Source organism: Candidatus Accumulibacter vicinus (assembly GCF_000584955.1).
GTDB lineage: Bacteria > Pseudomonadota > Gammaproteobacteria > Burkholderiales > Rhodocyclaceae > Accumulibacter > Accumulibacter vicinus.
Genome location: NZ_JDSS02000006.1, coordinates 26332 through 45263 on the forward strand (window position 1 = coordinate 26332; position 18932 = coordinate 45263).

Consider the following 18932-nt stretch of genomic DNA (forward strand, 5'->3'; position numbering starts at 1 on the left):
ACGGCATGTTTCCGCTTCCCCTGGGTCGTTCGACCGGTTTGCTTTTTCCCGCTCTTGGTTCGTCAAGAAATCACTGCAAAAACCCTTGAAGTGCCAGCATGATCGAATTCTCGTTCCAACACCGGATAACACACCTGCAATCTATAGCAAGTGCCTTGATAAGGCAAGGCACTTGCCCGTGCTTTGATGACCACGACGAATTGTGGTCATGGCAGTGGTAAGCGGCCAGATACCCGCGCAGGGCGGGCATTCTGATCAGGGGCGGGCGGATCAGCGATCGCCATAGCTGCGCTGACCACCTCTGGCGCTGCTACCGGGTTTCGCGGTGTCATGGAACGAGGGGCGTGCCGCCGCGCCATCGCGTCTTCGCGCGGCCGGTTTGCTGAAGCGGCTGTCGGCTTGCCCCGCGGGCGGCCCGAAGCTGCGCTTCTCAGACCCCTTCCAGGCTGGCTTGCCAGTCGGACGCGGACTTGCCGAAGGGGCACGACGCGTCGGCTCATGACCGACCACGACCTCGACCGGAATCATCTGCTTGGTGAAGCGCTCGATCTTTCTGACGTTGAAATGCTCGGCGTGATGGACCAGCGAGATCGCCAGACCGCTGCGACCGGCACGACCGGTTCGGCCAATGCGATGAACATAGTCTTCGGCAGCCTTCGGCAGATCGTAGTTGAAGACATGCGTGATCGTTGGGACGTCGATACCGCGAGCGGCGACGTCGGTGGCGACGAGGATGCGCAGCTGACCGCGACGCATTGCGGTGAGGGTACGGTTGCGCGCGCCCTGATGCATGTCACCATGCAATGCTGCGGCATTGAGGCCGGCGATGTTGAGGCGATCGCTCAGGGTGTCGGCGTCACGCTTGGTGGCGGTGAAAACGAGCGCCTGGTCGATCGACGCATCACGCAGCAGGTGGTCGAGCAGGCGGTTTTTGTGCGCCAGGTCGTCGACGAAATGCATCCGTTGTTCGATGTGGTCGTGCCTCGCCGAAGTCGCATCGACCTGGATACGCAGCGCGGAGCGCGTCATGCGCTGTGCCATGTCGCCAATGGTCCCGTCGAGCGTTGCCGAGAACAGCAGCGTCTGGCGCGCGCTCGGCGTCGCCGCAACGATCCGTTCGATATCTTCGATGAAACCCATGTCCAGCATGCGGTCGGCTTCGTCAAGGACCAGAATCTGCAACTGCGAGAAATCGATCTTGCCAGAACTCATGTGGTCGATCAGACGACCCGGCGTGGCTACCAGGATATCGGGGTTGCGGCCGAGGAGTTCCATCTGCTTCGGGTACGGCATGCCGCCGAGGATGGCCACTGCCCGCACCTGGTGGAGCTGACGGCCGTACTTTTCAGTGGCCGCGGTAACCTGCAGCGCAAGTTCGCGGGTGGGTGTCAGTACCAGCATGAGCGGCTGTGCCGGCTGGAAGCGAAGGCGATCATGGCCGCGCGAAGGCTCTGAACGATGCGCCGGAGCGTTGGCACGTGCGGTCGCCGGGCGTTTCTGCGTGGCGAAGAGATGCAGTGCCGGCAGCATGAAGGCGGCGGTCTTGCCGGATCCGGTCTGTGACGAAACCATCAGATCGCGACCAGCGAGGGCAGCAGGAATGGCTTGTTGCTGAACTGCCGTCGGCTGGCTGTAGCCGGAATCGGTGAGTGCTTTGAGGATGGCCGGGTGGAGGCCGATTTCTGAAAAATTCATGTTCTCTTTCGTGTGGGTGTGCTGCGCACTACCGTAACGGCAGTGCGCGCTGCTGGAGAAAAAAGGCAACGCCAACCAACGAAAAAGCTGAGAGACAGACTCTGTGCGATGCACAGGCGTCAGCACCAATCAGCACAAAAGCTTTGTGCCAGAACGGCGCTGAATGAATCGACACCAGAAGGCAGGGGGGCTTGAGATTTACGGCCAGGTTCGCGATGCTCTTTGCACGCTGCAGGCGGGATGCTTCGTGCGGCGCGCATTATAGCACTCGACGACGTGCCGTCCAGTTTTCTTTGTCGTGCTGACGATCGATGCGCCTCCGCTTTCGTTCAGGCCGCCGGGGTGGACAGCGTCTGCCTGACTGCCGCGACACGCGCTGCGTGCAGGCGAGCAGCAATCTGGGTGCGCTCGGGACAGGCATGCGCAATCGCCGCCGCGTTCACGCTGCGCACCGCCACCAGCGCCTGCCGGAAGAGCGCCGGGGCAGGGTAAGGGCGGTCTTGCCAGCCGAGGCGGCCATGAAAATCGCAGGTACAGGCTTCGAGCAGTTGCTCGAAGCGGCCTGGCCGGCGCAGGGCATCGGTCTTTTCCAGAAGCCTGACGATCGTCGCCGCCGTCAGCTCGTGAGCACGGTGTACCTTGCCATGGCAGCGCGCTACCAGCAGTGCCAGATCACGACAGTCCACCGGCACCTTGAGGCGCGCACAGACTTCGCCAGCCAGTTCGACGCTGCGTTCTTCATGACCGGGATGACGCGGCAAATCGGTCTCGGGGGTCGTGCCCTTGCCAAGATCGTGCAGCAGCGCTGCCCAGCGGACCGGCAGGGCGAAACCACGCTGCGCCGCCTGGTCTACAACCATCAGCACATGCACGCCGGTATCGACTTCCGGATGATAATCGGCACGCTGCGCGACCCCGAAAAGACGGTCGAGTTCCGGCAACAGGCGGAGCAGTGCGCCGCCGGCACGCAGCACTTCGAACATGCGCGACGGGCGGACTTCCATCAGTCCCTTGGCGAGTTCCTGCCAGACACGTTCGGCAACCAGATGGTCAAGTTCGCCGCCGGCGGCCATACTGCGGATCAGCGCCAGCGTTTCCGGGGCGACCGTAAACTCGGGGAAACGCGCGGCAAAACGCGCCAGACGCAGAACACGCACCGGGTCTTCGGCAAAGGCCGGGCCGACATGACGCAAGACGCGCGCAGAGAGGTCATCGACGCCGTGGTAGGGATCGATCAGAGAACCGTCGGCAGCGCGCGCGATGGCGTTGATGGTCAGGTCGCGGCGTGCCAGATCCTCCCTCAGGGTGACCTCGGGTGCGGCATGAAAAGCAAAGCCCTGGTAGCCGTGACCGGTCTTGCGCTCGGTGCGCGCCAGCGCATATTCTGCATGTGAATGCGGGTGCAGGAAGACCGGGAAATCCTTGCCCACCGGCTTGAAACCGCGTGCCAGCATCTCCTCGGCGGTGGCACCAACGACCACGTAATCGCGATCCTGGACCGGTAAGCCGAGCAGCTCGTCGCGAATCGCACCGCCAACAGTGAAGATCTGCATGCTTGCCGCGGCTCGTGCTTAGATCATTGGCTCAGCGACCGGCACGATAGCGAAAGCGGTTGAGTCGGATCTGGACAATTTCGTCGGGCGAGAGATAGCCGGGCGCCACGGCTTCGAGTGCTTCCGGCTGCCAGCCGGGATAATCGTGTGTGCCATCGGTGACGCTATCCACTTCCATCGAACGCAGGTTGTCGGGCGACAGCGGCGGATTGGGCAGCAGCCACATCAGGCCAGCCTGCAGGTACGCCCAGCCACCGCTCCCGAGATTGATGATCCTCGGGGATTTGCCAACCAGCCGAGCGGTATACTCGACCAGTTCGCGCAGGCTGTAGGCCTTCGGCCCGCAGAGTTCGTAGGTCTTGCGGAAAGTCGCGCCATTGCCCAGACAATCGCTGAAAACGCTCGCAACGTCGCCGACATAGACCGGCTGGAAGCGCGCCTCGCCAGCGCCAAGCGGCAGGATCGGGAACAGCTTGATGAGCTTGGCGAACATGTTGAGAAAGGCGTCATCCGGTCCGAAGATCACCGATGGACGGAACACCGTGACGTCCAGCTCCGGCATGGCGGCGTGGACGATCGTTTCGCCCTCGCCTTTCGAACGGAGATACTCCGATGGCGCATTGGTGGCGGCCTTGAGCGCGCTCATGTGTACTAGGCGGCGAACGCCGCTTTGCCGCATCGCGGTGACGATCTTGCTCGGCAGGTCGACATGCGCAGCAGCAAAACCCTTGCCATACGGCAGGCGCGAATCACGATCGTGGAGAATCCCGACCAGGTTGATGACCGCATCCTGACCGCGCATCAACTGGACGAGTGCCTGCGGGTCGTGCACGTTCGCCTCGACCATGCTGACCATTGGCAGCATGGTCAGCTTCTTGGTGTTGTCGCGATGGCGGGTCGGTATGGTCACCCGGATACCACGTTCCGAAAGGCGGCTGGCAATCCAACCGCCGACAAAACCACTCCCGCCGATCAACAACACGCTCTCGAGTTCCATAGTTTCCTACCGGTAGTTTGAATGTCGGAAAATCGCCATTTTAGGGCAAATCTTCGATCCTCGCCTCGCCACCGGTGCGCGGCGCAATCACGCCGAGCCGGTTCTTGAGGGTTTGCGGTTTGCCATCGAAGAGAGCCGCATAATAGACGGAGTTGCTCATCACCTTCTTTACGTAATCGCGGGTTTCGTTGAAGGGAATGGTTTCGGCATAGATGGCGCCTTCCAGCGGCCGCTCGGCACGCCATCTGCGCGCCCGGCCGGGGCCGGCGTTGTAGGCAGCCGAGGCGAGCACCGGGTGATTGTCGAGACTTTCGAGAACCAGGCGCATATAGGTGGTACCGAGCAACACGTTGGTTTCCGTATCGTTGACCCTGGCCGGCTGGAAATCCTTCAGACCGATCTTGTTGGCCACCCACTTGGCGGTCGCCGGCATCAGTTGCATCAGCCCGGAAGCACCGACGTTCGATCTGGCGCTGCTGATGAAACGGCTTTCCTGGCGCATCAGGCCATACACCCAGGCGTCATCCAGCGCCTGATTTCGTGCAGCCGGCCGGACCTGGTCGCCGTAGGGCGCCAGATAACGCAGCGAGTAGTCGTGCTCATTGCGAGTGCGGTCAGCGGCGGCAATCGCACGGTCGTAATTGCCCGTGCGCACGGCAATTTCGGAAGCGGCCAGCAGTTCCCGGTCGCTCATGCTGCGCAGCGCCCAGCCCCATTCCCTGCTGCCCTCGCTGCGCAGGCTGAGGCGAAAAAAGGCCTGCGCGCGCCGCACGCTGGGCATGGCACTGACCTGCGCCAGCTCTTCCCGGCTTGGCGGCAATGCCTTGGGCGGGGTCATGGTGCTGCGGCCGAGCTCATCATTGGCCAGGCTGCCGTAGAAGTGGGGCTGTCCGGCGATCTTCGCGAACAGCGTGTTGGCGTCATCAAGGCGTCCGCCGGCGCGGTATGCGCGACCCAGCCAGTACACCCAGGCAGGTTGTTCGGCCAGCGCCGGCGGCATCTTTTCAATGCTGGCGCGAACGCTGCCCCAGTCCTGCACGCGCAGCGCAGCGCGCACTTTCCACTCTGCAGCCTCGTCGGAAAGGGGGGCATCGCCAGCCTGCCGGTACCACTCCATGGCCTCCGGCAAATGCCGCTGTGCCGCCTGCCAGCCGATCTGACTCCATGCCCAGGCCTTTTCACCAGACTTCAGCGACCCTCCGATTTTGTCGAGCTGATCGGCAGCCAGCCGCGGATCATTGCGGGCCAGGCGCTGGATTGCCAGTGCCGCCAGCTCGCGCTGCGCGCGACTGCCCGAGAAATCGCTCGGCAATCGCCCCAGCCAGGGGAGTGGCGTGTCGACGACCGTCTGTGCCAGCTTCTTTTCCGGCATCTGGCTGGCGGGCAGGTAATTCATCGTGTACAGGGCGGCTGCGATCTTGTTGGCCTCGAACTGGCGACGAATGCGCGCCCATACCGCATTGGCCAGCACCCGCTTGTCGATGATCAGCGCTTCGAGGATCGGATAGCAGGGTTCGGGGGGCTCAAGCAGGGTCAGCCAGAGCGGCAGGGCATCGTCGAGGGCGCGCGGGTCGCCCTGCGCAAGCCGGCCCTGCAGCGCCAAGCAGGCAAGTTCCTGGTCAGCTTGCGCCAGGCGCGGATACTCGCTCTCAAAGAGCAACCATTGCTGCTTTCTGGCGAGCTGGCGGAGCCAGTCAGCGCGCAGTTTCTCGGCAATGTAGCTGTTTTCGTGGCGGCTGAGGAAGGCCTGCACAGTCGCCGGATCGCTGTCCTTGAGGTCCGGGAGGAGCTGCCAGTATTCGACGTAGGCTTCGAGCTCATGGCCCTGCAGCAAAGGCGCCAGTCGCTCCAGTTTGGCCCGGTCGCTGGCGCGCGCAGCGTCGCGCGCGGCCAGGAACTGTTCGTCGGGCGTCAGCGCGAAGGCCAGGGTGGATGCCAGAAACAGGGGGATGAGGACGCGCAGGATTGACTGACGAAACTTCATGGTAAGCTGGATTTCTCGAAAAACACTGCGTTTCAGGATATCACATGGCTGCCGGGTTGATGCCGGGAATCGTTGCCGACCGGCGTTCGCTGCGCAAGGTGCTGATCGAGCGTCGGCTGGCCTTGCCGGCCGACGCCTGGGATGGCCATTGCCGGCGCGTCTGCGCGCTCCTGCAGGCCGGTTTTCCACAGCTCTCGGGAATGCGCGTCGGTTTCTGCTGGCCATTCAGGAAGGAGCCCGACCTCAGGCCGCTGATCGAAAGCTGGGCCGACGAGGGTCGGCCAGGTTTCGCAGCACTGCTGCCGGTGGTGATCGATGAAAACCGGGCGCTGGCTTTTCGCGCTTGGTCGCCAGACACGGTGATGGTCATCGACCAGTATGGCATCCCGACGCCGGCGGCAGGTGATTTCCTGATTCCGCAAGCCTTGCTGATCCCGGTGAATGGCTTCGATGCCGCCGGCCATCGCATCGGATACGGCGGCGGCTACTTCGATCGCACGCTGTCTTCGCTCTCGCCGCGGCCGCTTGCGATTGGCGTCGGTTTTGAACTGGCCCGGCTGGACTCGATCCACCCCGAACCGCATGACCAGAGGCTGGATGCAATGGTTACCGAAGACGGAATCTTCTTCCCTTCGCCAGGCGCCGCAATGGCTCGACCGGCAGCAGGCCCGGTGGCAGCATGACTTGTGAGCGGCACAGGGTGAGGTTGTTCATTTGAAAATGCTGATCAAATCTTCCCGCAGATCGCAGTACTCGTCATCCGGCAGCCCCAGATGATCGAGCACTCGTGCGCCGATCATTTCCCAGCAGCTATTGCCGCGCATCAAAAAGAAATCGTCATGAAAATGTTCGGCTATGGCATTGATGGCAATCAGGGTCAGTGCCTGCGGGTTGACGCCGTCCTTGTCGTCAAAGACCAAGGGATCATGATGGTAGAAAATGCCTTCGCAGATCGCCTCGGGCAGGAACCAGCCCTTGGCTACCAGGTAGCCAAGGGTCGCATGGTCGGTCGCGTGCCGCTCATCTTCCACGGCGGTCGATGGCCGGGTGCTGTCCTTTTCCGCCAGCGCCAGCGTCTGCCGGTAATCCGGGAATTTCTGCATCAGGATCGGAATGCCCACATCGTGGAACAGTCCGAAGCAGTAGGCGTCGTCACGAGGCCCTCTGGGGATGGTCGAGGCGATGTAGCTGGCAATACCGGCGACCTTTTCGGCACGCTCCCAGAAACCTTCCAGTGACGGCGTCTTGCCACCCACGGCGGCCTTCAGCACCAGGCCGGTGACGATCTGCCCGACGGCTTTGATGCCTAGCAGGCTCATCGCCTGGGCGACCGCGCTGATCTTCCTGGACAGGCCGAAGAAAGGAGAATTCACCGTTTTGAGCATGGCTGCCGAGAGGCCGACGTCACCGCCGACCAGCCGCACGATGACCCGCGGGTCCGGGTCGCCTTTCCCGAGTTCGTTCTGGAGATGAAGCAGCACCTGCGGTCTGGCGGGGATCGTGATTCCCTTCAGGGTTTTCTCGATCACCTCCGTGGGTATCAATTTCGACATTTTTCCATCTCCGGGCAGGTGCATTTCCGACGGAACGACAAGGTACTCCACTCCGTCGCGGTCAGCAATGCCATGTCCGGAGGCCGCCCGTGCAGCCGCCCTTTTGACGCCGCATCCAAACCGAGGTCAGCGCAACGCGCCCGCTATAATCACGGCTACCTTGCCAGGAAACCTTCCTCATGTCCGATCTGCTCGCCCATCTCAATGCGCCACAGCTCGCCGCTGTCACGCTGCCGTCGCAACATGCCCTGATTCTTGCCGGTGCCGGCAGCGGCAAGACGCGCGTCCTGACCACGCGCATCGCCTGGCTGATCTCGACCGGGCAGGTCGGGCCGCAGGGCATCCTGGCAGTGACTTTCACCAACAAGGCGGCAAAGGAAATGCAGTCGCGACTCGCGGCGATGCTGCCGATCAACACTCGCGGCATGTGGATCGGCACCTTTCACGGTCTCTGCAACCGCCTCCTGCGTGCGCACTGCCGCGAGGCTGGACTGCCCGCGCAGTTCCAGATTCTCGATGCGGCGGACCAGTTGGCAGCGATCAAGCGCCTGCTGAAAAACCTCAATGTCGACGACCAGAAGTTTCCGCCACGCGAGCTGATGCACTTCATCAATGCGCACAAGGAACAGGGTCTCCGCGCCGCCCAGGCCGAAGCCTATGACGCATTCACCAGCCGCCGGGTCGAGCTGTATGCCGAATATGAGGCGCAGTGCCGGCGCGAAGGGGTGGTCGACTTCGCCGAACTGCTGCTGCGCTCGTACGAACTGCTGCAACGCAACGAGCCGCTCTGCCAGCATTATCAGGCGCGTTTTCGGCATATCCTGGTCGATGAATTCCAGGATACCAACCGCCTCCAGTACACCTGGCTGAAGCTGCTCGCCGGACGCGGCAGCGTCATGCCGGAAAGCAGTGCGGCCTGTCTCTTCGCAGTCGGCGACGATGACCAGTCGATCTACGCCTTCCGCGGTGCCGAGATCGGCAATATGCGCGACCTGCAGCGCGAATTCGCGTTGCCGAACGTGATTCGACTCGAACAGAATTACCGCTCGCATGGCAATATCCTCGACGCCGCCAATGCCCTGATCCAGCAGAATCGCGGTCGGCTGGGCAAGAAGCTATGGACCGAAGCCGGTGCTGGCGAACCGATCCGTGTTTTCGAGGCGTATTCGGATGTCGACGAGGCGCGTTTCATCGTCGAAGAGCTGTCCGAACTCGTCCGCGCAGGTGTTGGACGCCATCAGATCGCCCTGCTGTATCGCTCCAACGCGCAGTCACGCGTCCTCGAGCACCATTTGTTCACGCAGGGAATCCCCTACCGTGTGCATGGTGGTCTGCGCTTCTTTGACCGACAGGAGATCAAGCATGCGCTGGCCTACCTGCGCCTGATCGCCAACCCTGATGACGATACGGCTTTTACACGGGTGGTCAACTTTCCGGCGCGCGGGATCGGCAGTCGCAGCATCGAGGCGTTGCAGGAAGCGGCACAGCAGACGAATGCGAGCCTCTACAACGCGGCCGCGAGCCTCGCCGGCAAGGCCGGGAGCGCGACGGCCCGATTCGTTCGCCTGATCGAGACGCTGCGCAGCGAAACCCGCGCTCTTCCTCTGCCGGCAGTGATCGATCGGTTGATCGACAAGAGCGGCCTGCGCCAGCATTACCTGGCCGACAAGGAAGGCCAGGACCGACTCGAGAACCTCGACGAACTGATCAACGCCGCGACGGCTTTTCTGCACGAGGAGAGTGGCTCTCCAAGCGATTCAGCGAGTGACGGCGAAGCGGTGCCGGATGGCGGTCCGCTGGCTTCCTTTCTCGCGCACGCCTCGCTGGAGGCCGGCGAGCATCAGGCCGGCGAAGGCGAGGAGGCGGTCCAGTTGATGACCGTGCATGCCGCCAAGGGACTCGAGTTCGATGTGGTCTTCATCACCGGCCTCGAACAGGGTCTTTTTCCGCATGAGAACGCGGCGCAGGAGCGCGACGGCCTGGAGGAGGAAAGACGGCTGATGTACGTTGCCCTGACGCGTGCCCGCCGCCGCCTCTATCTGAGCCACGCGCAGACGCGCCTGCTGCACGGGCAGACACGCTACTGCCTGCCTTCGTCCTTTCTCGAAGAACTGCCGGCGACGCTGTTGCGCAGGATCAATCGCGGCGGCAGCCAGGGTTCTGCCCGCCCGACCAGCAGCCCAGGCGGGCAGGTGCAGACCGCAGTCGGCGGTCTGCGGATCGGCCAGAACGTGCGCCACGCCCGGTTCGGTGCCGGGGTCATCGTGGCCACCGAAGGGTCGGGGTCCGAAGCACGCGTGCAGGTCAATTTTGGTGCCGGCGGCATGAAGTGGCTGGTGCTCGGGTACGCCCGGCTGACGCCGGCCTGACGGGCAAGGAATCGTCGCCACGACTTTCATCTTTCCTCATCCGAAGTGGCGTCCTTCGCGATGACCGTTGGTGAAGAAAACGGTGGATATCTGCCCTCTCTACCCACCAAATGTGTGGATAAGTCTGTGGACCACCGGTCGCTTAGGGGGTCAAATGGCAGACCGCAAGGGCTTTTTTGCGCTTGCCTAAGAAGCGGGCGCCACACTAGACTGTCGCGTTACATCAAATGAGGAGATCGCCATGCCATTTGCCATTCGTATACACCGCACCGGTGGCCCCGAAGTCCTGTGTTGGGAAGAGCGTGCAGTCGCCGATCCGGCGCCTGGAGAGGCGCGCGTGCGCCACCAGGCCGTCGGCCTCAACTACATCGACATCTATCATCGCAGCGGTCTTTACCCGCTGCAATTGCCGAACGGTCTCGGCCTGGAAGCTGCGGGCGTCGTCGAAGCGGTCGGCGCCGGCGTCAGCGAACTGCACCCCGGCGATCGCGTCGCTTACGCCGGGGGTCCGGTCGGCGCCTATAGCCAGGTCCGCTGCCTGCCCGCCGACCGTCTGCTGAAGTTGCCGGACGCGATCGATTTTCGCACCGCGGCAGCGATGATGTTGCAGGGTCTGACCAGCGCCTACCTGCTGCGCCGCACCTATCGCGTCCAGGCTGGCGACAGCGTGCTGATTCACGCGGCGGCCGGCGGCGTCGGTCTGATCGCCTGCCAGTGGGCCAAGGCGCTCGGTGCAACGGTGATCGGCACGGTGTCCACCGCGGCCAAGGCGGCGCTGGCCACCGCGCATGGCTGCGACCATGTGATCGACTATACGCGCGAGGACTTTGCCCGCCGGGTTCGTGAAATCACCGTCGGCGAGGGTGTGGCCGTGGTCTATGACGGGGTCGGCAAGGATACCTTTGCCGGTTCGCTCGACAGCCTGCGCACCTGTGGGATGCTGGTCAGCTTCGGCAATGCCTCCGGTCCGGTGCCGCCCTTCGACCCGCTGTTGCTGTCGCAGAAGGGTTCGCTGTTTCTGACCCGGCCGACACTGATGCATTACACCGCCAAGCGCGAGGATTTGCTCGCGCTTGGCGCCCAATTGTTCGACGTGGTCGGTAGCGGGCAGGTGAAAATTGAGATCAATCAGACTTACCCCCTGGCAGAAGCGGCGCAGGCGCATCGTGACCTCGAAGCGCGCAAACATAGCGGATCGACCATCCTGCTGCCCTGATGCAGCGTTTACGCGCCCGGCTGGTTGCCCTCCGCTACCTGCTGGCGACGGCCTGGCCAATCGTCCTGATCACGGCGATTGGTCTGGCCGTCGCCTACCAGTTCGTCGCGCCGGAGCCGCCCCGACGCATCACCATCACCACCGGCAGCGACTCCGGTGCCTATTATGCCTACGCCCAGCGCTACGCCGTTCTGCTGGCCGCCAAAGGCGTCACGCTCGACATCCTGACCTCGGCGGGTTCGCACCAGAACCTCGAACGTATCGAAAAAGGTGAAGCCGACATCGCCTTCGTGCAGGGCGGCATTGTTCCACCGGCTGTTGGCGAGGACGACGGCGAAAGTCCGCTGCGTTCATTGGGCAGCGTTTCCTACGAACCGGTGTGGGTGTTCTACCGCGGCGCACAACGCGTCGACAAACTGCATCAACTGGCGGGTCAGCGAATCGCCGTCGGTGAGGACGGCAGCGGTATCCGCGGGCTCGCGCTGAGCCTGCTGGAGGCCAACGAGATCCCGGCCAACAGCCCGAACCTTTTGCCGATTGCCGGCCTGACTGCCGCCGAAGCCCTGCAGCAGGGACAGATTGATGCCGCTTTCATCGTTGCCGCCCAGGAAGCGCCGGTCGTACAGGTGATGCTGCGTTCGCCAGGCCTGCGGGTCGTCAGCCTGAGCCAGGCCGAGGCCTATCTGCGCCGTTTCCCGTTCCTCTCGAAGATCGTGCTGCCACGCGGAGTCGTCGATCTGGTGCGCGATGTGCCACCGCGCGATACCCTGCTGCTGGCGACCACGGCCAACATCGTCGTTCGTGATGACCTGCATCCGGCGCTGGCGAGCCTGCTGTTGCAGGCGATGACCGAGGTCAACGGCAAGGGCGGCTTTTTCCAGCGTGCCGGCGAATTCCCGGCCTACAAGGATCACAGCTTTCCGCTGTCGAAAGATGCCGAGCACTACTACAAGTCGGGGCCGCCGTTTCTCCAGGTTTATCTGCCTTTCTGGCTGGCGGTGCTGGTCGAGCGCCTGTTCGTGATGATTCTGCCGTTGTTGATGTTGTCGCTGCCGCTGTTGAAATTCGCGCCGACGATCTATAGCTGGCGTGTGCGCTCGAAAATCTTTCGCTATTACGGTGATCTGAAGTTCCTAGAAAACGATCTGCGTCATCACTATGACCCAGTTCGCCATCAGCAGTACGTGGACCATCTCGATCGTATCGACGAAGGGGCCAGCGTGCTCAATATTCCACTGGCCTTCAGCGATCTGCTTTACACTCTGCGCGAGCACATCAATCTGGTGCGTGCAGAGCTTCGCCGGCTCGCTACGAACCATGACAAGGACAATTAAGAATGAAATCCTTCCTGATTGCGAATCCCAAGGGCGGGTCGGGGAAATCGACACTGGCCATCAATCTGGCCGGTCATCTCGCGCGCAGTGGCCAGCGCGTGATGCTCGGCGACGTCGACCGTCAGCAGTCGTCGCGGGAATGGCTGCGTTTGCGGCCATCGATCCTGCCGCCGATTCGTAGCTGGGAGATCGAGCCTGGAAAAACTGCCAAACCACCGAAGGGCACCACGCACGTGATTCTCGACACGCCCGCTGGTTTGCACGGCAAAGCACTCGACACCGTCGTCAAACAGGTCAATCGGGTCATCGTTCCGCTGCAGCCCTCGCTGTTCGACATTCTGGCGACAGGCCATTTCCTGGAAACGCTGCTGGCCGAGAAAGCGATCCGCAACGAACAGGCTTTCGTTGCCGTGGTCGGCATGCGCGTCGACCCGCGTACCCGCTCTGCCGCCGAGCTGGAACGCTTTCTCGCGAAGTACGACCTGCCGGTCCTCACCCATCTGCGCAGTACGCAGCTCTACGTGCAGACCACGATGCACGGGATGACCATGTTCGACTTGTCGGCATCGCGTGCGGCGAAAGATCTGGAGCAATGGCAGGCAATCATCGACTGGGTGAACAGTTAATGTGAAAGTCGCGTCAGCGACTCACGAATCTCCCCTCCCCACTTGCGGGGGAGGGGTTGGGGGAGAGGGCAACGGTCATGACTTTCATGAGCGGGGGTGTCTTGCAAAGTCAAGACCGTTAGGCGCTTTCTCCGCAAGGCGATCCCAAAAACAGAGCCTTCGACAGGTGCAGACCGGGCGGTGAACGGGCAATCACCCGACCCGCAGACCGGTCGTCTAGGCGCCCGTCAAGGGCCAGCGCGGCCGCACCGCAAATGCACCGGGCAGCTTGCCTGCTCCCCCTGCCTGAAGACGCAAGGCCCCGGCCAGCGCGATCATTGCGCCGTTGTCGGTACAGAATTCGAGCTCGGGGTAAAAGACGGCGACCCTTGCAGCAAGAGCGTGTGCATCGAGTTGGCGACGCAGTTCGCGGTTGGCGCCGACGCCACCAGCGACCACCAGTTGCTGGAGGCCGCAGACTTTCACCGCGCGCAGTGACTTGCTGACCAGAACTTCGACAATCGCGTCCTGAAATCCGCGTGCAATGTCTGCCCGCTGCTGATCGCTGATCGTCGCCAACTCGCGCACCTTCACCAGCACCGCGGTTTTCAGACCACTGAAACTGAAGTCGAGGTCAGGGGTTTGCAGCATCGGGCGAGGCAGCTTGACCTGGCCGGGCCGACCCGTATCGGCCAGTGCAGCCAGCGCCGGGCCGCCGGGGTAGCCGAGGCCGAGCAGTTTGGCGGTCTTGTCGAAAGCTTCACCGGCGGCGTCATCGAGAGTTTCGCCCAGCAACTCGTATTCGCCGACACCGGTCACCCGCATCAACTGACTATGGCCACCCGAAACGAGCAGGGCAACAAAGGGAAAACGCGGCGGCTTGCTCGACAACAAGGGCGACAGCAGGTGGCCTTCGAGGTGATGCACCGGCACGGTCGGGACGCCGAGCGCTGTCGCCAGCGCTTCGGCAAAGGCCGCGCCCACCAGCAGGGCGCCCGCCAGGCCCGGCCCCTGCGTGTAAGCGATGGCATCGAGTTCCGCCAGTGAACATGCGCTGTCGGCCAGCACCTGGCGCAGCAGTGGTACGAGTCGTCGGATATGATCGCGCGACGCGAGTTCGGGGACCACCCCGCCGAAGTCGGCGTGCATGCACACCTGCGAGTGCAGGGCGTGCGCGAGCAAGGCGCCGCCAGCGTCGGTGCTGTACAGCGCCATACCCGTTTCATCGCAGGAGGATTCAATGCCAAGAACCCGCATTGGCAGCATTCTACTCCAGTCGGTGTGCTATCTTCTCGCCATCGACACCCGCCCGGAAACACCCCATGGCCCACCCCGCTTCTGCGCCAACTGCCACCCACACGGTGCGCGGCGCCTGCCCACATGACTGCCCCGATACCTGCGCGCTCGATGTCACTGTCAGCAATGGCCGCGTCGTCAAGGTCGCCGGTGCGGCCGATCATCCACCGACGGCCGGCGTGCTGTGTACCAAGGTCGCTTTCTACCCAGAGCGCATCTATCACCCCGAGCGCCTGCTGTACCCGGCACGCCGGATCGCTGCCAAGGGTCCGGGGGCAACATTCGAGCGCATCTCCTGGGACGAGGCGCTGGCCACGATTGCCGATCGTTTCCGCCACATCGCCGCCACGGATGGTGCTGAAGCAATTGTTCCCTACAGCTATGCCGGCAACTCCGGCATGCTCGGTTACGGTTCGATGGACCGTCGCTTCTTTCACCGTCTCGGCGCCTCGCAACTCGACCGGACGATCTGCGCCAGCGCCGGCACGCTGGGTTACCGGGCAACGATCGGCGCCAGCGTCGGGTTCGACGCCGAAAACGTTGTCGATGCGCACCTGATCATTCTCTGGGGAACCAACAGCGTCGTCTCCAACCTGCACTTCTGGCGCCTGGCACAGGAAGCGAAGCGGCGCGGTGCGCGCCTGATTGCCATCGATCCCTGCCGAACCACCACCGCCGACAAATGCGACCAGCACATCGCGCTGCTGCCGGGAACCGACAGCGCGCTGGCACTTGGACTGATGCACGTACTGATTCGCGACGATCTGCTCGACCACGACTACATCGCTCGCTACACGCTCGGCTTCGACGCCCTCAAGCGACGCGTGCTGGAATACCCGCCGGAGCGGGTCGCGGCGATCTGCGGCATCCGCACCCAGGAGATTGAAAACCTCGCGCACACCTACGGCAGCACCCGGCCGGCAGCGATTCGGACCAATTACGGCATCAACCGCACCGCTGGCGGCGGTATGGCACTGCGCAACGTCGCCTGCCTGCCGGCACTCACCGGTGCCTGGCGGGACGCAGCGGGTGGCGTGCTGCTGTCCAGCTCCGGCAATTACCCGGTCAACACCGCGGCCCTCGAGCGACCGGACCTGATGCCGACGCCGGCGCCGCGAACGGTCAACATGAGCACCATCGGCCACGCGCTGCTGCGCGCACAACCGCCGATCAAGGCGCTGTTCGTGTACAACAGCAATCCGCTCGCGGTTGCCCCACAGTCGGCCGAGGTGGAACGCGGCCTGGCTCGCGACGACCTGTTCACCGTCGTTCATGACCTTTTCCAGACCGATACCGCCGACTACGCCGACCTCCTGCTGCCGGCCACCAGCCACATGGAACAGCTCGACATCCACAAGTCTTACGGGCATCTGCACCTGCAGGTCAACCAGCCGGCGATCGCACCGCTCGGTGAAGCGCTGCCGAACACCGAGCTGTTCCGCCGCCTGGCCCGGCAGATGGGTTTCAGCGAAGCCTGCTTCGCCGACCGCGACGAAGATCTGTGTCGCCAGGCTTTCGACTGGAGCGATCCGCGCCTCGCCGGGCTGTCCTGGGAAAGGCTCAAGGCCGAGGGTCACGCCCGCCTCAATCTGCCACCTGGCGAAGCGCCGTTCGCAGAGGGGGGTTTCCCGACACCTTCCGGAAAATGTGAGTTTTTCAGCGAGATGCTTGCCGGTGCAGGGCTCGACCCGCTGCCGACTTTCATCGAACCGCATGAATGGCGGCAAAGTCCGCTGGCAGCGCAATTCCCGCTGGCGCTGATCACGCCGCCGGCGCGCAACTTCCTGAACACCAGCTTTGCCAACTCGCCACGCTTTCTGGCGCAGGAAAAGTCGCCCACGCTCCACATCCATCCGGTCGACGCCGCGGCACGCGGCATTGCCAACGACAACCCGCTGCGCATCCATAACCACCGTGGCGAATTCCGCGCCCGCGCTGTCGTCAGCGACCGCATCCGTCCGGGCGTCGCCATGGCCACCTCGATCTGGTGGCGCAAGCTCTCGCCCGACGGACGCAACTGCAACGAAGTCACCAGCCAGGCGCTGACCGAGATGGGCGGCGGAGCGACGTTCTACGACTGCCTGGTCGAAGTCGAACCAGAGTAGCCGCGTGTCGGCCGGAATGATTGACGGCCACCGCTCTGCTCTGAGAAACTCTCGGAAGTCCCCTCCTCTCCTCGCGCCGAATCGCGTTGTCGAGGTCGTCAAGGTCATGACAATGGGCAGGCAAAACCCTGGCGCTGCGGCGCCGGATACCGGAGGTGCAACGTGCGCGTTTTTCAGATTCAGGATGATTGGGGGATGGCCAACCTCAAACTGGCCGATCGCCCGCAACCCCCGCCAGGGGCGGGACAGGTACTGCTGCGGATGCTCGCCTCGTCGCTGAATTTCCGCGACCTGGTCGTTCCCGAGCGTGGATATGGCAGCTTTACCGGAACACTGCCGCTGATCCCGCTGTCCGATGGCGTCGGCGAGGTCGTCGCGGTGGGCCCCGGAGTCACCCGCGTGGCGGTCGGCGACCGCGTCTGCCCGACCTTTTTCCAGGGCTGGATCGCCGGCGAACCGGATCTTTCCCGCATGACCGGGTCGCTCGGTGGCCCGATCGACGGTACGATGGCGGAGTTCATGTGCCTGTCCGAACAGGGCGTGGTCAAGGTGCCTGCATATCTCAGCGACGTCGAAGCGGCGACGCTACCCTGCGCGGCCTTGACTGCCTGGAGTGCTCTGGCCACGCACGGCGCGGTCAAACCCGGCGAGCAGGTGCTGATCCAGGGCTCCGGCGGCGTGGCGCTGTTCGCGCTGGCGTTTGCCAGGATCGCCGGCGCACGGGTCACCGTGATCTCGTCGAGCGACGAGAAGATCGAGCGGCTTAGGGCACTCGGTGCCGACGCGACGATCAACTACCGGACGACTCCCGAATGGTCGAAACCGGCACGTGCGCTCACCGATGGTCGCGGCTTCGACCATATCGTCGAGCTTGGCGGCGAGAAAACCCTGCCGCAGTCGCTGCGCTGCATTCGCCCCGGCGGCACCCTGTCGATGATCGGTGTGCTCTCGGGCTCCTCATTGGCGACACCGCTTGGCCTGATCATCACCCGGCAGGTGCGGCTGCAGGGCATCACCGTCGGCCATCGCGACGGCTTCGAAGCGATGCTGCGGGCGCTAGAGCAGCACCGCGTGCCGGTGATCGTCGACCGGGTTTTCGAATTTCCGGCGCTCAAGGAAGCGCTGGCGTACCTGAAGAGCGGCGCACAGTTCGGCAAGATCTGCATCCGCCATTGAGCGATCATCCTACAGCGCTATACTCTCGCCAGAGGAACTGGATTTCCCCCGTCTTTTTTGTGCTGCGGCCTCCAACATCGAAGGAGACATCGTGAAGATACTGTTTCTTGGTGCCGGCGGGGTCGGTGGCTATTTCGGAGCCCGGCTCGTCGAAGCGGGTGCAGACGTGACATTTCTGGTGCGACCGGCACGCGCCGAACGTCTTCGATCCGAGGGTCTGCAGGTACACAGCCCTTCCGGCGATTTCGTTGTCCCGGTGACCTGCGTCACCCGGGATAGGCCAGCAGACGACTACGACCTCGTTGTGCTGACAGCAAAAGCCTTCGACCTCGAGGATGCGATCGAATCCGTTGCCGCTTTCATCACACCTGCGACCTTCATCCTGCCGCTGCTCAACGGTTTCTCGCACATGCAAGTGCTGGACCGTCGCTTTGGCGCTGAGCACATCCTCGGCGGCATTGCCCAGGTGGCGGCCATGCTGGAAGCGGACGGCGCAGTACGACAACTCGCCCCGATGCATTCCCTGACCGTTGGCGGCCGAACGGCGGAAACCCAGGCAATTGCCGCCCGCTTCGTCGAAGTGTGCCAGGCCACAAAATTCAACGCCCGCCTGTCCCCGGACATCGTCCTGAGCCTCTGGGAGAAATGGGTCTTCATTGCCACCCTGGCCGGTATCACCACCCTGATGCGGGGCAGCGTCGGTCAGATCATGGCAACTGCCAACGGCGAATCGCTGATTCGGCAACTGTACGCGGAATGTCTGGCGGTGGCCACGACATGCGGCATCGACATTGCACCGGTAGCCCGCAACGCAGCCTTGAAAATACTCACCCAGCACGGTTCGGCTCTGACCGCCTCGATGCTTCGTGATCTGCAGGCGGGCCTGCGCACCGAGCACCGCCACGTGCTCGGCGATCTGCTGGACAGATCGTTGGCAAAGGGACTGAACTCGCCGATACTGGCACTGGCCTTCAGCCAGATGGAAATCCGGGAATCGGAGTCCGCCGTTCGTAGTTGAACGCCTGCCGATCGGACACACCAAACAGGCT

At 63.3% G+C, this 18932-nt stretch carries 14 protein-coding genes; 8 read left to right on the forward strand and 6 right to left on the reverse strand.

Annotated elements, in window-relative coordinates; all coding sequences use genetic code 11:
- Nucleotides 1-270: 270 nt before the first annotated feature.
- From CAPSK01_RS00920 to CAPSK01_RS00935, 4 genes are all read right to left on the reverse strand, one after another.
- Complete coding sequence (locus CAPSK01_RS00920) at nucleotides 271-1695, reverse strand: DEAD/DEAH box helicase (protein WP_034921182.1); 1425 nt, start codon at nucleotides 1693-1695, stop codon at nucleotides 271-273.
- Between the two features lie 329 nt (nucleotides 1696-2024).
- Nucleotides 2025-3248 carry a multifunctional CCA addition/repair protein gene (locus tag CAPSK01_RS00925; protein ID WP_034921185.1) on the reverse strand — a complete coding sequence of 408 codons (1224 nt, stop codon included), beginning with the start codon at nucleotides 3246-3248 and terminating at the stop codon, nucleotides 2025-2027.
- Between the two features lie 31 nt (nucleotides 3249-3279).
- Nucleotides 3280-4245 (reverse strand): complex I NDUFA9 subunit family protein, encoded by a 966-nt coding sequence (locus tag CAPSK01_RS00930; protein WP_034921187.1) that lies wholly within the window; start codon nucleotides 4243-4245, stop codon nucleotides 3280-3282.
- A 40-nt stretch (nucleotides 4246-4285) separates the two neighbouring features.
- Nucleotides 4286-6229, reverse strand: coding sequence for a lytic transglycosylase domain-containing protein (locus CAPSK01_RS00935; RefSeq protein ID WP_273702831.1), 1944 nt, complete (start codon nucleotides 6227-6229; stop codon nucleotides 4286-4288).
- Nucleotides 6230-6273: 44 nt separating this feature from the next.
- Between CAPSK01_RS00935 and CAPSK01_RS00940 the strand changes: the two genes are divergently transcribed.
- Nucleotides 6274-6912, forward strand: a complete 639-nt coding sequence (locus CAPSK01_RS00940; RefSeq protein ID WP_273702832.1) for a 5-formyltetrahydrofolate cyclo-ligase — start codon at nucleotides 6274-6276, stop codon at nucleotides 6910-6912.
- A gap of 27 nt (nucleotides 6913-6939) precedes the next feature.
- Here CAPSK01_RS00940 and CAPSK01_RS00945 read toward each other — a convergent pair whose 3' ends face one another.
- On the reverse strand, nucleotides 6940-7782 hold the full coding sequence (locus CAPSK01_RS00945; RefSeq protein WP_034921191.1) for an HDOD domain-containing protein: 843 nt from the start codon (nucleotides 7780-7782) through the stop codon (nucleotides 6940-6942).
- Between the two features lie 179 nt (nucleotides 7783-7961).
- Between CAPSK01_RS00945 and CAPSK01_RS00950 the strand changes: the two genes are divergently transcribed.
- From CAPSK01_RS00950 to CAPSK01_RS00965, 4 genes are all read left to right on the forward strand, one after another.
- Nucleotides 7962-10151: a UvrD-helicase domain-containing protein gene (locus tag CAPSK01_RS00950; protein ID WP_034921193.1), complete on the forward strand. Its 2190-nt coding sequence runs from the start codon at nucleotides 7962-7964 to the stop codon at nucleotides 10149-10151.
- Between the two features lie 241 nt (nucleotides 10152-10392).
- Complete coding sequence (locus CAPSK01_RS00955) at nucleotides 10393-11367, forward strand: quinone oxidoreductase (RefSeq protein ID WP_034921195.1); 975 nt, start codon at nucleotides 10393-10395, stop codon at nucleotides 11365-11367.
- The gene (locus CAPSK01_RS00960) at nucleotides 11367-12701 is read left to right on the forward strand and encodes a TAXI family TRAP transporter solute-binding subunit (RefSeq protein WP_034921199.1); all 1335 of its coding nucleotides are present in this window, start codon (nucleotides 11367-11369) and stop codon (nucleotides 12699-12701) included. Before CAPSK01_RS00955 ends, CAPSK01_RS00960 begins: the two co-directional genes overlap by 1 nt.
- A gap of 2 nt (nucleotides 12702-12703) precedes the next feature.
- A complete protein-coding gene (locus CAPSK01_RS00965) occupies nucleotides 12704-13327 on the forward strand; it encodes a ParA family protein (RefSeq protein ID WP_034921201.1) in 624 nt (207 codons plus the stop codon).
- A 216-nt stretch (nucleotides 13328-13543) separates the two neighbouring features.
- On the opposite strand, the gene tsaD is transcribed toward CAPSK01_RS00965, so the two are convergent.
- Nucleotides 13544-14563, reverse strand: a complete 1020-nt coding sequence (gene tsaD, locus CAPSK01_RS00970) for a tRNA (adenosine(37)-N6)-threonylcarbamoyltransferase complex transferase subunit TsaD (protein ID WP_034921570.1) — start codon at nucleotides 14561-14563, stop codon at nucleotides 13544-13546.
- A 65-nt stretch (nucleotides 14564-14628) separates the two neighbouring features.
- Between tsaD and CAPSK01_RS00975 the strand changes: the two genes are divergently transcribed.
- From CAPSK01_RS00975 to CAPSK01_RS00985, 3 genes are all read left to right on the forward strand, one after another.
- A complete protein-coding gene (locus CAPSK01_RS00975; RefSeq protein ID WP_034921204.1) occupies nucleotides 14629-16707 on the forward strand; it encodes a molybdopterin oxidoreductase family protein in 2079 nt (692 codons plus the stop codon).
- Nucleotides 16708-16869: 162 nt separating this feature from the next.
- Nucleotides 16870-17883: an NAD(P)-dependent alcohol dehydrogenase gene (locus CAPSK01_RS00980; protein ID WP_034921207.1), complete on the forward strand. Its 1014-nt coding sequence runs from the start codon at nucleotides 16870-16872 to the stop codon at nucleotides 17881-17883.
- Nucleotides 17884-17974: 91 nt separating this feature from the next.
- Entirely contained in the window at nucleotides 17975-18901 is a 927-nt protein-coding gene (locus CAPSK01_RS00985; protein ID WP_034921209.1) for a ketopantoate reductase family protein, read from the forward strand.
- Nucleotides 18902-18932 lie beyond the last annotated feature (31 nt).

Bases quoted from the DNA above. Each gene is read 5' to 3' on its own strand.
- CAPSK01_RS00920 (WP_034921182.1), bottom strand. From the start codon at position 1,695: ATGAATTTTTCAGAAATCGGCCTCCACCCGGCCATCCTCAAAGCACTC.
- CAPSK01_RS00925 (WP_034921185.1), bottom strand. From the start codon at position 3,248: ATGCAGATCTTCACTGTTGGCGGTGCGATTCGCGACGAGCTGCTCGGC.
- CAPSK01_RS00930 (WP_034921187.1), bottom strand. From the start codon at position 4,245: ATGGAACTCGAGAGCGTGTTGTTGATCGGCGGGAGTGGTTTTGTCGGC.
- CAPSK01_RS00935 (WP_273702831.1), bottom strand. From the start codon at position 6,229: ATGAAGTTTCGTCAGTCAATCCTGCGCGTCCTCATCCCCCTGTTTCTG.
- CAPSK01_RS00940 (WP_273702832.1), top strand. From the start codon at position 6,274: ATGGCTGCCGGGTTGATGCCGGGAATCGTTGCCGACCGGCGTTCGCTG.
- CAPSK01_RS00945 (WP_034921191.1), bottom strand. From the start codon at position 7,782: ATGTCGAAATTGATACCCACGGAGGTGATCGAGAAAACCCTGAAGGGA.
- CAPSK01_RS00950 (WP_034921193.1), top strand. From the start codon at position 7,962: ATGTCCGATCTGCTCGCCCATCTCAATGCGCCACAGCTCGCCGCTGTC.
- CAPSK01_RS00955 (WP_034921195.1), top strand. From the start codon at position 10,393: ATGCCATTTGCCATTCGTATACACCGCACCGGTGGCCCCGAAGTCCTG.
- CAPSK01_RS00960 (WP_034921199.1), top strand. From the start codon at position 11,367: ATGCAGCGTTTACGCGCCCGGCTGGTTGCCCTCCGCTACCTGCTGGCG.
- CAPSK01_RS00965 (WP_034921201.1), top strand. From the start codon at position 12,704: ATGAAATCCTTCCTGATTGCGAATCCCAAGGGCGGGTCGGGGAAATCG.
- tsaD (WP_034921570.1), bottom strand. From the start codon at position 14,563: ATGCGGGTTCTTGGCATTGAATCCTCCTGCGATGAAACGGGTATGGCG.
- CAPSK01_RS00975 (WP_034921204.1), top strand. From the start codon at position 14,629: ATGGCCCACCCCGCTTCTGCGCCAACTGCCACCCACACGGTGCGCGGC.